The sequence below is a fragment of the Paenibacillus sp. FSL R5-0475 genome (assembly GCF_038004585.1).
Lineage (GTDB): Bacteria > Bacillota > Bacilli > Paenibacillales > Paenibacillaceae > Paenibacillus_AQ.
The window spans coordinates 3,243,050-3,257,248 of sequence record NZ_JBBORK010000001.1; the positions used below are offsets into that span (position 1 = coordinate 3,243,050).

13 protein-coding genes are annotated in these 14,199 nt (G+C 41.0%); 4 read left to right on the plus strand and 9 right to left on the minus strand.

What is annotated here, in order from left to right:
• Positions 1-90: 90 nt before the first annotated feature.
• Together MKX41_RS14570 and MKX41_RS14575 are read left to right on the plus strand one after the other, a co-directional pair.
• A complete protein-coding gene (locus MKX41_RS14570) occupies positions 91-828 on the plus strand; it encodes a LytR/AlgR family response regulator transcription factor (protein ID WP_339266062.1) in 738 nt (245 codons plus the stop codon).
• Entirely contained in the window at positions 821-2,128 is a 1,308-nt protein-coding gene (locus tag MKX41_RS14575; RefSeq protein WP_340971406.1) for an ATP-binding protein, read from the plus strand. The genes MKX41_RS14570 and MKX41_RS14575 overlap by 8 nt, the downstream gene beginning before the upstream one ends.
• 75 nt (positions 2,129-2,203) lie before the next feature.
• Here MKX41_RS14575 and MKX41_RS14580 read toward each other — a convergent pair whose 3' ends face one another.
• Both MKX41_RS14580 and MKX41_RS14585 read right to left on the minus strand, forming a co-directional pair.
• Entirely contained in the window at positions 2,204-4,312 is a 2,109-nt protein-coding gene (locus MKX41_RS14580; protein ID WP_340971407.1) for a DUF5054 domain-containing protein, read from the minus strand.
• Between the two features lie 228 nt (positions 4,313-4,540).
• Positions 4,541-5,692: a GntR family transcriptional regulator gene (locus tag MKX41_RS14585; RefSeq protein ID WP_340971409.1), complete on the minus strand. Its 1,152-nt coding sequence runs from the start codon at positions 5,690-5,692 to the stop codon at positions 4,541-4,543.
• Positions 5,693-5,815: 123 nt separating this feature from the next.
• Here MKX41_RS14585 and MKX41_RS14590 point away from each other — a divergent pair, with 123 nt between their 5' ends.
• Positions 5,816-6,025, plus strand: coding sequence for a hypothetical protein (locus MKX41_RS14590; RefSeq protein WP_042189964.1), 210 nt, complete (start codon positions 5,816-5,818; stop codon positions 6,023-6,025).
• A gap of 18 nt (positions 6,026-6,043) precedes the next feature.
• On the opposite strand, the gene MKX41_RS14595 is transcribed toward MKX41_RS14590, so the two are convergent.
• The 5 genes from MKX41_RS14595 to MKX41_RS14615 form a co-directional block, all read right to left on the minus strand.
• Positions 6,044-6,529 carry a DinB family protein gene (locus MKX41_RS14595; RefSeq protein ID WP_340971411.1) on the minus strand — a complete coding sequence of 162 codons (486 nt, stop codon included), beginning with the start codon at positions 6,527-6,529 and terminating at the stop codon, positions 6,044-6,046.
• 44 nt (positions 6,530-6,573) lie between these two features.
• On the minus strand, positions 6,574-7,665 hold the full coding sequence (locus tag MKX41_RS14600) for an LCP family protein (RefSeq protein WP_340971413.1): 1,092 nt from the start codon (positions 7,663-7,665) through the stop codon (positions 6,574-6,576).
• 204 nt (positions 7,666-7,869) lie between these two features.
• Positions 7,870-8,097: a helix-turn-helix domain-containing protein gene (locus tag MKX41_RS14605; RefSeq protein ID WP_042189969.1), complete on the minus strand. Its 228-nt coding sequence runs from the start codon at positions 8,095-8,097 to the stop codon at positions 7,870-7,872.
• Between the two features lie 121 nt (positions 8,098-8,218).
• Positions 8,219-8,419, minus strand: coding sequence for a cold-shock protein (locus MKX41_RS14610; protein ID WP_036685790.1), 201 nt, complete (start codon positions 8,417-8,419; stop codon positions 8,219-8,221).
• A 284-nt stretch (positions 8,420-8,703) separates the two neighbouring features.
• Positions 8,704-10,812 (minus strand): methyl-accepting chemotaxis protein, encoded by a 2,109-nt coding sequence (locus MKX41_RS14615; RefSeq protein WP_339266073.1) that lies wholly within the window; start codon positions 10,810-10,812, stop codon positions 8,704-8,706.
• A gap of 181 nt (positions 10,813-10,993) precedes the next feature.
• Here MKX41_RS14615 and MKX41_RS14620 point away from each other — a divergent pair, with 181 nt between their 5' ends.
• The gene (locus MKX41_RS14620; protein WP_042189973.1) at positions 10,994-11,398 is read left to right on the plus strand and encodes a CBS domain-containing protein; all 405 of its coding nucleotides are present in this window, start codon (positions 10,994-10,996) and stop codon (positions 11,396-11,398) included.
• A gap of 81 nt (positions 11,399-11,479) precedes the next feature.
• Here MKX41_RS14620 and map read toward each other — a convergent pair whose 3' ends face one another.
• Both map and cysI read right to left on the minus strand, forming a co-directional pair.
• Positions 11,480-12,226 (minus strand): type I methionyl aminopeptidase, encoded by a 747-nt coding sequence (gene map / locus MKX41_RS14625; protein WP_042129378.1) that lies wholly within the window; start codon positions 12,224-12,226, stop codon positions 11,480-11,482.
• A gap of 239 nt (positions 12,227-12,465) precedes the next feature.
• Positions 12,466-14,190: an assimilatory sulfite reductase (NADPH) hemoprotein subunit gene (gene cysI / locus MKX41_RS14630; protein ID WP_340971418.1), complete on the minus strand. Its 1,725-nt coding sequence runs from the start codon at positions 14,188-14,190 to the stop codon at positions 12,466-12,468.
• Positions 14,191-14,199 lie beyond the last annotated feature (9 nt).

The window sequence follows — 14,199 nt, forward strand, 5'->3', positions numbered from 1 at the left end:
TCACCACTTCCAAGTGATCCCTAAAAGGATAAAGGTTGATTATACTCCCATATAATGTATTATTATTTATACACAGGAGGGGAATTTCACATGATACATATTGCTATTTGTGATGATGATTTTAAGACAACAGAATGTATTGAGAGATTGATCCTTAACCATCCCATTCAGCAGACCGTAAAGATAGAGGTATCCATATTCTATTCTGGTGAAAGTTTCACGAAAGCCATTCAACATGGTTGTCCATTTGATCTTATTTTTATGGATATAGAAATGAAGGGAATAAGCGGAATAACAGCGGGTCATATATTACGGAGAGATTGTGATAATGATAGGGTTCGGTTGATTTACGTATCGAGCCACGAAGAGTATCATGTTCAACTATTTGACGTTCAACCTTCTGGTTTTATAAAGAAGCCTATACATAACGAGTCTTTTGAAAAAAAACTAATCTCTATGATTCAGCAAATAAAGGTCAAGCGTCAGCAAAATCAACCAAAATTACTGCCTGTACACCAAAGCGGAACTAAACTACTTATTCCAATCCGTAATATTATGTACTTGGCAAGTGATCGCCGAAAAATCATTTTGCAAACAACGGAAGATCAAACGGAATATTACAGTACTTTATCTATAGAAGAAGGAAAGCTACCTTCGAAGCAGTTTGTGCGGATTCATCAATCGTATCTTGTGAATTTCGATTACATAAAACAAATTCAGGGCAAAAAAATTGTATTAACGAGTGGGGAAGAACTTCCGATTAGCGATAAGCAAAGCACCGTAGTGAAAAAGAGTTATTTGCAATTCAGGGGGAGTCTGCTTGAATAATATTCTACTGGATGAGCTGTTCTATGCCCTCACACTGGCAGCTCTCCCATTTATCATTCATTATTTCTATGATCATTGTTTCCCACGGCTTTGGGAATCCAAAGTAATCCTTTATTCCGTATACACTGCTTATTATATTTTCGTACTCCTCCTTCATTACAGCCCATTCCCCGGCTTATGGATGCTAGGGCTTAATATAGTGGGGATCGTTCTCTTGTCCTTTTTGTATAAAGGAAAAATACAATGGCGAATTGGTGCTGCTTTATTTATAGTCGCACTGATTATTCTTTCGGATGCAGCTACTGCACCTGTGTATTCGACAAGCGGATACATCTTTACCTTGTTTTTGTCGAAGATTCTGATGTTTATACTGGTACAGATCACGCTTCGTTTTACCAAAGCTTTTGGCGAGGGCAGTCTAAGCAGTTGGTATTGGATCGGGCTGTTCTGCTTTCCGTTTATCAGCATCCTCAGTATTGCAAAATTATCGGGCGATCTGTCATTGCGGGAATATCCGGCGTTGTATCCGACTTTGTCCGGAGGATTGCTGTTAATCAACTTCCTGATCATTCTTTTGTGTGATCGTGTATTAACCATACAATCGGCACAGAATAAAAACTACTTGTTGGAACAGCAAAACACCTACTATATGAACCAGTATCTGCTCACGAAAGAAAGGCAGCAAGAAGTCTTTACGTTTCAACATGATTTCAGGAATATCTTGCTCGGCCTGAGGTCTCAATTACAAGCTGGGGAAAAAGAAGCCGGACTGAATGATGTGGATAAGCTTCTTGGAGTAATAGAACTCTCTTCAGGTGAAAGTAATACCGGCTCCATCCTAATCGACTCTATCATTAATTACAAGTCGCAATTTGCCAAAAAGCTGGGTATTTCCTTTCAAACGGATATTAAGATTCCACCTCAGCTTGACCTTGATGCTTATGCATTTAGCATTATTCTAGGGAACACCCTTGATAATGCCATAGAAGCATGCAAGCATCCAGGTGTGACTCAGCCCTATATTAAATTCCAACTTCATTATCATAAGGGTACTTTATTTATCAGAATACAGAATCCATATCAGCATTCAATACGTATGAATCATTTCGGGGAATTAGCCACAACAAAACGAGACAAGCATTTTCATGGTATCGGTCTAAAAAGCGTAAAGAATGCGGTAGAAGAAATCGGCGGAATATGGGATATCATCTATGAAAACCAAATTTTCCAAGTGGAAATTTGTCTTTTTAACATTGAGATCTTATCAGTTGCAGAAACTGAGCAAAAATGCACCTCATAGAAAGACATCGGACCCAGAGGTTTTTCCAATGTTTATTCTAAGGGGTGCATTTCAGTCACAAGTACATCTATTATTTTACTTATGGTTCGATTGTAAATTTAGACGAAAACGAAATACTGCATCTTCACCGTACCACATAGGGAAATTGGTACCCCAGATATTGTTGTGCAAATTAAAATGCCATCCTTTATCTAGAGAAACAAAAGAATTATCAAATTGTAGCAGTCTTTTTTGACCCGGTGCAGCCAAAGCAGCATCCATGGTTTCGATAAAGGCGCTCCCATCTGCCCCCTGATAACTAACGCCACGTCCAATGGCATGAAGATTACGATTCCCGTCCTTCACTACACGCAAAGGTGAGACTGGCAAGCCCATCTTATCCATCATCCAAAGATTTGGATTATCGACATTCAATGCACAACCGAACCAGCTTGCTTCTGGAAGGCGGTTCGCTTCTTTTCCGAACCATTGCAGTGATACGTCAACCGTACCTTCATGCTCAAAATCATACACTAATTCAAGTTCCTTCGGCGCACCATATAATTCATAGGCTTGTACCGGCATGCGTAAACGTAGCAAGAACCGTTTGCCGTTTACTCGCATCATATCAGTTACGATGGGCTCATATAGTTGATGGCTAGGTAATGGTCGAACGAATTCAAAGCCAGGCTTATTAAAGTCGGCATCAGACCATGGATGGGTGAAGCTTAAATTTTGCATATAGGTACGGAAGTATCTGGCATAGTCCTCCGTTCCAAACGTCTCATAGGCGTAAACGCCGAAGGGATGGCTTTCGTCTACCCATACTTTCTCATTAGCGTCCGATAAATGAACAAGTGAGCCATTCACACCAAAGGTCAGTTTATAACCCTCAACCGCGTACACCTCTTGGACACTAACCTGCTCAGCATCAGCGGAACAATCTTTCCTCGTAGGCTCTAGCCTACCGAACGCTTCCTTTGCCTCCGCTTGTTTATCTTTATCCAGGCATGCGACTGCCTGATCCAGATAGCCTCGTTGCTCCGCCCAAGAACGTTCGATCATCGAATACTTTCGGACGCTCTGTTCTGAGGCAAATAAACCACTAGAATGTTTATCGAATTCATCCATAGCGAATGCACCAATATAATTGAATTTCGCAGGAATATCGTCTACATCAATCTCGTCCTTGATTCTAGCATCATTGAAATCTATTTTCGCATAGTTTCGAAAGTCAGGAAGCCATTTTTTTACGTCTAAACCCCATGTATGCTCTGCTACCATCAACATAGCATCGCTCATCCCTTTATAGGCAGTACTATGCTCGTCTAAGCTTCCTTCGGACAGCCATTTGCTTCTCAAACGTTGAAGCTCACGAAGCTTGGCAAGTTTTAATGGATCTGTCCCTGCACCATGAATCCAAGTATCACCGATTTCTTCACTAACCACAGGAAGCTGCTCGCGAACTTGCATAAGACTTCTTGCAAATGCATCTAGTGAAGACGCTATAATCTCAGCGTCAGGGTATCGTTCTTGGATTTCACGGAACTGCTCTTCGATTTCCTCAGCACTTGGCGGCCCACAATTGTCACCTGTATGCGCAAATAGCAATATATCGTCGATCCCTTCAATCTCAACCGGCTCTCCGTAGCTTCCGGCATAGTTCACAATTAATTCGCTGCCATCCTCTGCCTGCCAGCGAAACAGCTTTGGTACATCAGGACGCATAGATGCTGGGTTAACTCCGAGATGAATATACTGAATGCCTGCTTTCTGCATATACGGAACCATGGACAGGGTATGACCTGGCACATCCGTCATTTTGGCGGCTATCGTTTGTTTTCCAAATTGTTGATCAAGCTCTTGGCTGATCGTTAGCCCGTATTGGAAAAGCTCCTTATCCATAAGCTCTGTATGTGTAGTGAACGGTAACCCATGCCACACTATATGTCCTTTACGAATTGCCTTCTCCATCGCTTCTCTTTCCGAAGCAGGTGCGCGATCCAAATAATAACGAATTAGCCAGGATCCAGTCGTCCATACAAATTGCGCGCGGCCTCCTTCAGCCTCTAATGTATCGGCCAAAGCGATCGCTTTCGGAATATACTCTTCCATGTATTGTCTTAATACATGCGCAGCCAAATTCGTGAACCCAATATCCAAATGCGTTTTAAATACAACATGGACCTTCTTAGTGTTATTCATTTTCCCGACCTGCTTCCGTTAGATTATGGCTTATAGAAAACTGGAATTTCCAACGATCTATTTTCAGATTATTATATGTCACTGATCTATACAACCAAATAGTCCGAAATAATAACATTAAATAATATGAAAAATACAATGTCGAAATTTTATATCACTGATATAAAAAAAACTCTTCCCTCCACAAAAATGTGGGGAAAGAGCCTCAAAAGTTAATTTACAAGCGAATTATTTAATAACGTTGGGTCTAACGGAGCTTCGCTCGACGATGGTGGTATCAATCTTAATCGTTAGCGCCCCTTCACGTGAATTATCCATCCGTTTAACAACTCGCTGGACAGCTGCTTGTCCGAGTTTCTCTGTAGCTTGTCTTGCTGTAGTTAATGGAACCGGCAGCAAGCTTGCCAATTGAATGTCGGTAAACCCTATGATAGACAAATGATCCGGAACCAATATTTGCATGGAGATTGCCGTATACAAGCATGATGCAGCGATATAGTCGTCTGCACATACGACTGCCGTTAAAGCGGAATTATTACCTAAAAACGACGCCAACTGCACATTCGGAGCATTCAACTGATGCATATAATCTTCTGAGCAGCTCAAGTAAATTTTACGGCTGTTTACCGGCAGATCATGATCCAGCATAGCTTGAAGATAACCTCTATACCGGTCTTCCCTGCTCGTCACACCATCAAATGCCATTGAAAGATATCCGATTTCCTGATGGCCTTTCTCAATCAAATACTGGGTGGTTTTATAAGCCCCTTGGTAATGATCATGGTAGACACAGTCAATCTGCACCTCTCGAAAGATACGATCAATGATAACTAGAGGGTAGTTTAATAGACTAAGCTCCAATACTTTCTCACTGCACTGCGTACTCCCACGCGGATATAAAATAATACCCTCCACTTGATCATCGTACAGTTCTTGCAAGCATATGCTTTCGTCTTCTTTGTCCCCAGTCATTCGAATGAGTAAATGACAATTCGCTTCACGCGCTTCTTTTTCGACGGAAGTAATTATTCTACCAATATAATCATCCATATTAGGAATCACCAATGCAATCCTTCGTATCGGTTTCTTCTCCTCGATCACCTTCTCCAGCATCTGTTCACCGGAATGTGTATGCTGGTAATCAGCGGATATGAATGTCCCACGACGGGCATGGCGATAAACGATCCCTTTTTTCTCCAAGATCTGCAGAGCAAGCTTCGCCGTCATGCGACTGACACCGTACAACTTCGCAATTTCCCCTTCAGATGGGACAAGATCATGTGACTGAAGCCTTCTCTTCCTTATTTCTTCCATAACATGATTTGCTGTCTGTATATATAATAGCGGTTTCCGCTCTTTTTGATGATCCTGATTATCCATTCGAGTCTTCACCCTTTACTCTTCTATGCCGTTAGTCTAAATATTTCGAATGGGACATCTTGTTCTCAAAATAGAATGAACAGTGGATTTATATGCTGCGTTATCAAATAGGAGGTCAACCACTTGAAAAATAAAGAATCATTTGTATTCGTCACAATCCCACTATCCGAGATCAAGAAATTCATTCTTATTGACTTTGTAGCTGGAACGGTCATTTACTTTGCCATTAGGTTTCCCTTACATTCCTTTATAGCCGCCTCAGCCGGCAGCATGTTCGGCCCAATACTCATTCGCCAATCCATGAAATTGGTTCAGAATCGCGCTAAAGCTTAAACCATAAAAGGCAAGCTTTCAACCTTGCTGTATGTATTTTAGAAATTGTTCAATCTGTTTTTTATGATGATTATCATGTGGTATAAAACTTCTCATATACTTGCGAACACTGAACTTCTTGCGGTCTCCATCCTTATATTCCAAATCACATTCTTCATCCGATAATCCAGAGACTGCATCTAAAATTCTAGATCTGTAGAGCACAAATTGTTCAATCAAGGTTTGCTTGGATAACAATTTGGCATACTCAATCGCGTTAGCATTAAATTCGTTAAAATCCAAATGTTTCGTTGTTAGTGGTTCTTTCAAAATAATCTTCTTAATAGCACCTTCATAGAAATATTTATCCCAGAGCATGAGGTGACAGAGAATATCCTTCACGGTCCATTTACCAGTAGCTATGGGCTTATCCCAATGTTTATCTGGCACCTCTTCTAATGATTTCACGAATGGAATAAGAGACTTAAATTCGAGTATCATTTGCTCCTTTGATTTTACTGCCATAGAAGCTAACCTCCGTGTGAATATAAAATAGAATAGCAAAAATATTATGCAGCATCATCCTTAGAAGCAGTTATTAGATCAGCCTCAGTAGATTCTGGATTCAGCCAAATCTCAATCATATCATGGGTACGCTTTACATCATTTTCATCGAGTATATAATACCATTGATCCGTATGTTTTCCTTCCCCTTGGAGCATATGACTCGTTATTTCAGGGGTTCCACCTTCAAGAATTACCTTCTTAGCCAAATCCAAAATAAAATCTGACTTCATATTGGTTTTAAAGTTACTGCCAGCAATTTCAATAATGTTCTGTATATTAAGAATATTATCTATTCTTTTCATCCGATCAAGCGCTGCTTTTAGGAAAATCCGTTGTCTCTCTGTTCGCTTAAAATCAGAATCTTCCCGATATCTTACATACATTAAAGCTTCCTTACCGGAATAGATCGGTTTGTTCGGCTCAATTCTTAGTTTCTCATGATCGGGGCTCTTATTCTCTATCACCTTGGTGATTGGAAGCACCACTCCTCCAAGAGCATCTGTAACACCCACAAGCCCATTAAAATTAATAGTAGCATAGTAATCAATAGGTGCGTTCAGTAGATTCTTAACGGTATCCACACTCATCTGAGGACCACCGTAGGAATGCGCTGCATTAATCTTGGTTTCTTTTCGTGCTCCTTTGATATTTTCTGCTCCAATAATTTCAGTATATGAATCACGGGGAATGGAGACGAGCAGTGCTTTATGGTCTACAGGTCGAATAACTGTATAAATAATAGAATCAGATAGTCCGTTTTCTTTGCCACGCTGATCGGTGCCTAGTAGAAGGATAGAGAAAGGACGGTCTTTATTTTCCGTCGTTGCTTGTAATCCAGATTCTTCAGTGTCTTCCAACGGCACATAGGACTCTTCAAGGGTGTGTTCAATAGTTGGTGCTACAATATTATTAAACCCAAAAATCATTAGTTCTTTACGGAAAATAAAGGCTCCCAGCCCAACAAGAAGTAAGGTAGCGATCGAAAAATACCAAATCTTCATTTTCTTGCTGATTTTATTCTTTTTCACTTTCTTTTTCTCGATTCTACTTAAACCAAATGAAGCAGGTGGATGAGTGCTCTGTTTATTTTTCATTTGAATGAATTACCCTTTCTGTTTATGCGACTTCTCACCATTAATGAACATCACTTTTTATTTGTGCCTACCCTCCATTACCTAAATATCCCATTATTATAGACGATCATTGGATCGATAAGTTTCTTTTTATAAGAAATTTTTGAGGCAAAAAAAAGACCACATCCTATCAAGGATGGGTCTGCTAAGTTTATTGAGGTTACATTAGGTTTTGTTCAGGATCGTATCGATTTCACTTTTCAGTAAAAGATACCTGACAACACTTCTCATAATTGGGACTTTGGTTAACTTATGCTGGTCTACATAGCTTTTCATTTGATCTTTAGACAGACCAAGCAAGCTACCGGCTTCAGACACAGTCAATACTTCTTTGTTGCTTGTAGCGTTAAAGGTTTTCTTCACTTTTAAATTCCAGTCTTCAAACACCTGCACTTACATCCGCCACCTTTCTACTAAGCGAGAAATATAAGACATAAAGTATTGTGTGAAACTTATAATTTCTTATATTTAAAAAAATCCCCAAACTATAAGTTTGGGGATTTTTTTCACAACTTTAGAGTTTTACAACATTCTCAGCTTGTTGACCACGATTGCCTTGAACTACGTTAAATTCTACACGTTGTCCTTCATCCAAAGACTTGAATCCGTCACCAGTGATTGCGCTGAAATGTACGAATACGTCTTCTCCGCCTTCAACCTCGATAAAACCAAAGCCTTTGTCTGCGTTAAACCATTTCACTGTTCCTGTTTGCATAATATAATTACCACCTTTTTTTAATTTACATGTTATTCTTATCCCAAAAAAATCTCTTACAAAATCTCTAAAAAAATAAAAATTCACATATGGTACAAGGTTATTGTCATCTTAAGAATAACCCTCTACGCTATGTGAATTAGCAGGTAACTACTTTCGATATATTGATTATAGCACATCCGATGGCATGTAGATACCTTTTAGATTATGTAAGAAATGGAAAAAACCCTAATCCTTTATAAAAGGACAGGGTTTCCCACCTGTAATCACGATATCACATCAGTTTAAATTTTAAAATAAGACAATTTGTCCAGCAAATCTTGCACCATTGAGCTGAGCGATTCCGTCGAAGCTGAGATTTCTTCCATAGAAGCAAGCTGCTCCTCTGAGGCTGCTGCTACACTTTGTGAATCTGCGGACGCTTCTGATGCAAGTTCGGCTAATACTTTTACACTAGCTGAAATTTGCTCTGTACCAGCAGTCATCTGCTGTGCAGCTGCAGATACTTCCTGAATCTGATCTGTAACCTGTGTCATTTCAGCAAGAATCGATGTAAACAAAAGATCACTGTCAGATACACCCTGCACACCGATACGTACTTGCTCATTACCAACGGCCATAGCCTGTGAGGCTTGATTAGTATCTTGGACCACATGTTCGACTAATTCAGTAACTTGTTCGGCAGCTTGTTTCGTTTGATCCGCCAACATCCGTATTTCCGAAGCTACTACAGCAAATCCACGACCTTGTTCACCCACTCTGGATGCTTCAATTGCTGCGTTTAATGCCAATAGATTAGTCTGCTTACTAATATTTGAGATCAGACCAATAATCCCACTAATCTGTACAGATCTTTCACCTAGTCGTTCAATCGCCAGACTGGTCTCGTCCACGGATTGCTTAAGCTCTGTCATCTGGTTCACCGCCATTTGAAGCTGTGCACTGCCTCTCTTCGTTTGATCGGTTACTTCGTCTGCAGATGCAGACACCGCTGATGAAGAGTCAGCGATACGTTGCACTCCAATGCTAAGATCGCTCATGGCCAGAGAAGATTCTCCTGCATAACCATTCTGCAGTTGCGCTCCCTCGGCGACTCGTCCAATAGCCACAGCAATCTGTTCAGCAGCTTTCCCTGTCTGTTCCGCGTTCGCTGTCAACTCTTCAGAAGTAGCACCCACTGACATCGATAAATCAGCCACAAGTCCAAACATTTCTCGAAGCTTATATGTCATCTGATTAAAATGTGAAGACATCTTACCGAATTCATCATCATTTCGAACCTGCAATGTTTGTGTTAAGTCCCCTTGAGCCATAAGCTGCAATTTCTCAGATAATACTCGAAGCGGTTTGATCACCATTAACCATAATTGTAAGACTATAACTATTCCTAGAATCAGCATCCCAACAATCATGATAATAAATGATTCTGTTTTCGTTTGTTCGTAATCAGCCATGATTGTAGCTTTAGGAATCGCAGTCTGCGTATACCATACCTGATCGCTTTCTGGCAGTGGAATCGGAACAAAAATACGAAGTACATTTTCTCCTTTCGAATTATTGGTGTACCCCTGAACCGACTTCCCATTCTTCACTTGTCTCCACAGTGCAGCTTTCTCTTCCGTATCACCGAAATCTTTAAGTACACTTTCTGGATCATTAGGATTAGCTGCATATTTACCATTACCCGTGACTAGAGAAACGTATCCACCCATAGGTTTATATTTCTCAGCATCCTCCTGGAGCTTTGATAACGAAACATCAAATCCTACCGTCCCAAGAAAAGTGCCCGATTTGTCCAAAATGGGCAGCATAACCGAAATCATCTCTATAGCCCCACCAGTCGTCTCATAGGAATAGGGTTCAATGTAGATCGGTTTTTTCTCTTTTTTAGGTATAAGGTAATAATCACCCGCACCTTCTACATCGTAATTCTTTAAGGGTTCAACCGTTATTGAACCTTGATTCCTAAGAACATAAGGAATAAAACGCCCCGTACCATCATCATATGGCGTCTTATTGATATTAGCCTGATCATTTTGATCGAAGGCATTGGGTTCCCACACTGTACTAATTGCAAAAAGCTCGGGTCTATTCTCAAGCATCGATTTCATTGTAGAAATAACTTCTTCACGACTCAAAGTTTGATGTTCTCTTGATTCAACCAGTACTTCTGTGAATACCTTTGCTGCCGACTCTATGTCTACCATACTATTCTGAATAGTTTCCGCATAACTTCGCCCAGCAACTTCCGCCTCTAGTTCACCGTTCGATATGCTCACACTTCGCAGATTAAGCAGATTCGCGATTAGACTAAAGAAAAAGATAACAATGATAACTAAACTTACTACCAGAACAAATTTAACCGTTAAAGAAAGCCTACGATATAACGCCATCTGAACAACTCCACTCTAGGATAATATACCTTATCTTTAATCGACAAATTACGACTATCATTAAATAGGTCTTTTCACCTATAATTAAATAATAAAATTTAAAACACCTATCCCTTCAAAAAGTATGTTTAAATAAAAGTAGCCTAACTAAAAAAATTTCAATACAAAGGAGTTCATGCCGATGGAAATATCCTCTTTTTTGTTGCCTAAAGATCAAGTTGCCTATATCACTAACTCACTATCCATGCTGGAAGCCTTAGAACAATTAGAGCAGCACCATTATACGGCTATCCCTATTATTGATAATGAAGGAAAATATGTAGGAACACTTTCGGAAGGTGATCTATTGTGGAAGCTGAAAAACACAGCAGGTCTAACTTTTGACAATATAGGAGAAGTTCCAGTAAGCGATATCCAGAAGCATGTTCATAACGAGAGCGTTCTCATAAATGCCGAAATGGAGGATATGCTGACGCTCGCCGCAGATCAGAATTTTGTTCCTGTGATTGATAAAGAAGGCGTGTTTGTCGGAATTATTCGTCGAAAAGATATCATTGAATATTATACTCGCAACATTACTGATTAACTGATTAATTGAACAACAAATAGACCTGATCAGCAACATCATGAGAAGATGAAGCTAATCAGGTCTATTTTCCACCCTAAATTATAGTTCAGTCAGAATAATGGTTCCTTGAGGGGTGATAGCTAATGTATGTTCATACTGTGCTGACAGACCGCCGTCAATGGTACGTGCAGTCCAACCATCCGCATCAATTTTTGTTCTGTAGCTGCCTGTGTTCAGCATCGGTTCAATGGTAAATACCATCCCCTCTTTAAGACGAGGTCCTCTGCCAGCTGGACCATAGTGAGGTACCTCTGGTGCTTCATGCATTTCTGAACCAATCCCATGGCCAATAAAATCACGCACAACAGAAAAACCATTAGACTCTGCGTAAACTTGAATAGCATGAGCGACATCCCCGATACGGTTGCCTGCAACTGCCTGCTCGATACCACGGAATAAAGATTCCTTTGTGGTGTCTAGCAATTTAGTCGCCTGCTCACTAATGTTGCCAATCCCATATGACCAAGCGGAATCTGCCAACCAGCCATCTAAGTTAACTACCATGTCTATGGTTACTATATCTCCATCTTTAAGTGGTTCCTTCTTCGGAAATCCGTGGCAGATTACATCATTTACAGATGCACAGGTTGCATACGGATATCCGTTATATCCCTTTTGCTCAGGAGTCGCTCCTTGAGACAGTATAAATTTTTCTGCAAATTCATCAATCTCCCAGGTAGTAATTCCCGGCTGTAGAATTTGCGCAATTTGACGATGACATTCAGCGAGAATTTTTCCCGCCGCACGCATTTTTTCGATCTCTTCCATCGTTTTCATGATAATCATAATATCGCCTCTTCTGTACAGAACACATCACTCTCGGGCAATGGCTCTTCTTTTGTATTTAGTTTCCCCTTTATATTATGAAAGAAAAACACGAGAAATCCAAATCATTAAGCAAAAAAAATATTTATTCCTGTCTGAAACTAAAAAACTCCCCTTATTCTAGGTAAGGCCAACCAACAAAGAGGTGTCCCAGCAGCCATAATGCAGGCTCTGGGACACCCATTTCAGTCTAAATTAGATTAGTCATGAAAATTAAGACCTGACGAAACCGCTTTGACATAACCTGCACGGATCACGAAATCTCCAAAATGCTCGCTATGCAGACGTTCTTTTGAATAACGATGAAGAATTGGCTCCAGCGTCTCCAGAATTTCTTTTTCATCTATGTTTTCTTTATACATTTTGTTCAAGCGATCTCCCGTAAAACCTGCTCCCAAGTACATATTATATCTGCCTGGACCTTTACCAATAAACGAGATTTCGCCTAGTGCCGGTCTTGCACACCCATTAGGACAGCCTGTCATCCGGATCACGATTTCCTCATCGCGTAGACCAGCTTCATCAAGGACAAGCTCTAGCTTATCAATCAACGAAGGCAAATAACGTTCTGCTTCAGCCATTGCAAGTCCGCAGGTTGGTAGCGCCACACAAGACATCGAACTGCGTCGTAGCGCAGACAGATGAGCTCCGTCCGTAAGTCCATGCTGTTTAGCCAGCTCAGCCAATTTTCGCTTTTTGGCAGTGGTTACGTTAGCAATCGTTAAATTCTGATTCGGCGTAAGCCGGAAATCCCCGGTATGAATCTTGGCAATTTCCCGCAGTCCAGTCATCAATGTGTACCCTTCTTGGTCATGAATCCGTCCGCTTTGGATATAAAGCGTCAAATTCCATTTTCCATTGGTACCCTTCACCCAGCCATAGCGGTCTCCATTATGGTCGAAATGGTACTCACGTGCCGCCTCAAGCTGCCATCCGAGTCTTTCATGCAGCTCATCGACAAACCATTCCAGACCGTGGCGGTCAATCGTATACTTGAACCGTGCATTTTTGCGGACAGAACGATTTCCATAGTCTCGCTGAATCGTTACTGTCTTCTCCGCTACATCAATCAATTGATCAGGACGGCAAAAACCAATGATACGGCCAAGCTGAGGATACGTGCTGGTATCGCCATGCGTCATTCCCATACCGCCGCCTACAGAAACGTTGAACCCTACCAGCTTATCATTCTCAAGAATAGCGATGAAGCCTAGATCCTGCGAGAACACATCTACGTCATTTGAAGGGGGCACCGCAAGACCAATCTTGAATTTACGCGGTAAATATACCGGACCATAGATCGGTTCAACTTCTGCCCGATCTCCTAAACTATCCACTACCTTTTCACCGTCTAGCCAAATTTCATGGTAAGCAGGAGTACGTGGGGATAGATGATCACTAACTTTGCGCGCCCATTCATAGACTTCTGCATGCACCTCAGATTGATAAGGATTCGGATTGCTCATTACGTTACGGTTGACATCCCCACAAGCTGCAAGGGTTGTCATTAGCGTATCATTGATGCTTCGGATGGTCTTTTTTAAGTTCCATTTGAGAACGCCATGCATTTGAAATGCCTGTCTTGTAGTCAGACGTAAGGTTCCGTTACCATACTTCTGTGCCAGATCATCCATCACCAGCCATTGTTCCGGTGTAGCTACACCACCTGGGGCAACTACGCGGAGCATAAACTGGAATGCTGGCTCCAGCTTCTGACGTTCCCGTTCATTGCGCAAATCTCTGTCATCCTGCATATAGCTTCCGTGAAATTTAAGCAGCCGATTATCATCTTCAGGTAGACCACCCGTAATCGGATTGCTTAGTGTCTCAACTAATGCACCCCGCAGATAGTTACTCTCCGATTTAATATGCTCAACATCACTTGGAGGCCCGCCGATCGGCTTAACCTTCTCATTGTTTGCCATTGTTGTTAT

Coding starts and splice junctions, on each gene's coding strand:
- MKX41_RS14615 (WP_339266073.1), bottom strand. CDS start 10,812: ATGGCGTTATATCGTAGGCTTTCTTTAACGGTTAAATTTGTTCTGGTA.
- MKX41_RS14610 (WP_036685790.1), bottom strand. CDS start 8,419: ATGCAAACAGGAACAGTGAAATGGTTTAACGCAGACAAAGGCTTTGGT.
- cysI (WP_340971418.1), bottom strand. CDS start 14,190: ATGGCAAACAATGAGAAGGTTAAGCCGATCGGCGGGCCTCCAAGTGAT.
- MKX41_RS14585 (WP_340971409.1), bottom strand. CDS start 5,692: ATGGATAATCAGGATCATCAAAAAGAGCGGAAACCGCTATTATATATA.
- MKX41_RS14580 (WP_340971407.1), bottom strand. CDS start 4,312: ATGAATAACACTAAGAAGGTCCATGTTGTATTTAAAACGCATTTGGAT.
- MKX41_RS14620 (WP_042189973.1), top strand. CDS start 10,994: ATGGAAATATCCTCTTTTTTGTTGCCTAAAGATCAAGTTGCCTATATC.
- map (WP_042129378.1), bottom strand. CDS start 12,226: ATGATTATCATGAAAACGATGGAAGAGATCGAAAAAATGCGTGCGGCG.
- MKX41_RS14600 (WP_340971413.1), bottom strand. CDS start 7,665: ATGAAAAATAAACAGAGCACTCATCCACCTGCTTCATTTGGTTTAAGT.
- MKX41_RS14570 (WP_339266062.1), top strand. CDS start 91: ATGATACATATTGCTATTTGTGATGATGATTTTAAGACAACAGAATGT.
- MKX41_RS14595 (WP_340971411.1), bottom strand. CDS start 6,529: ATGGCAGTAAAATCAAAGGAGCAAATGATACTCGAATTTAAGTCTCTT.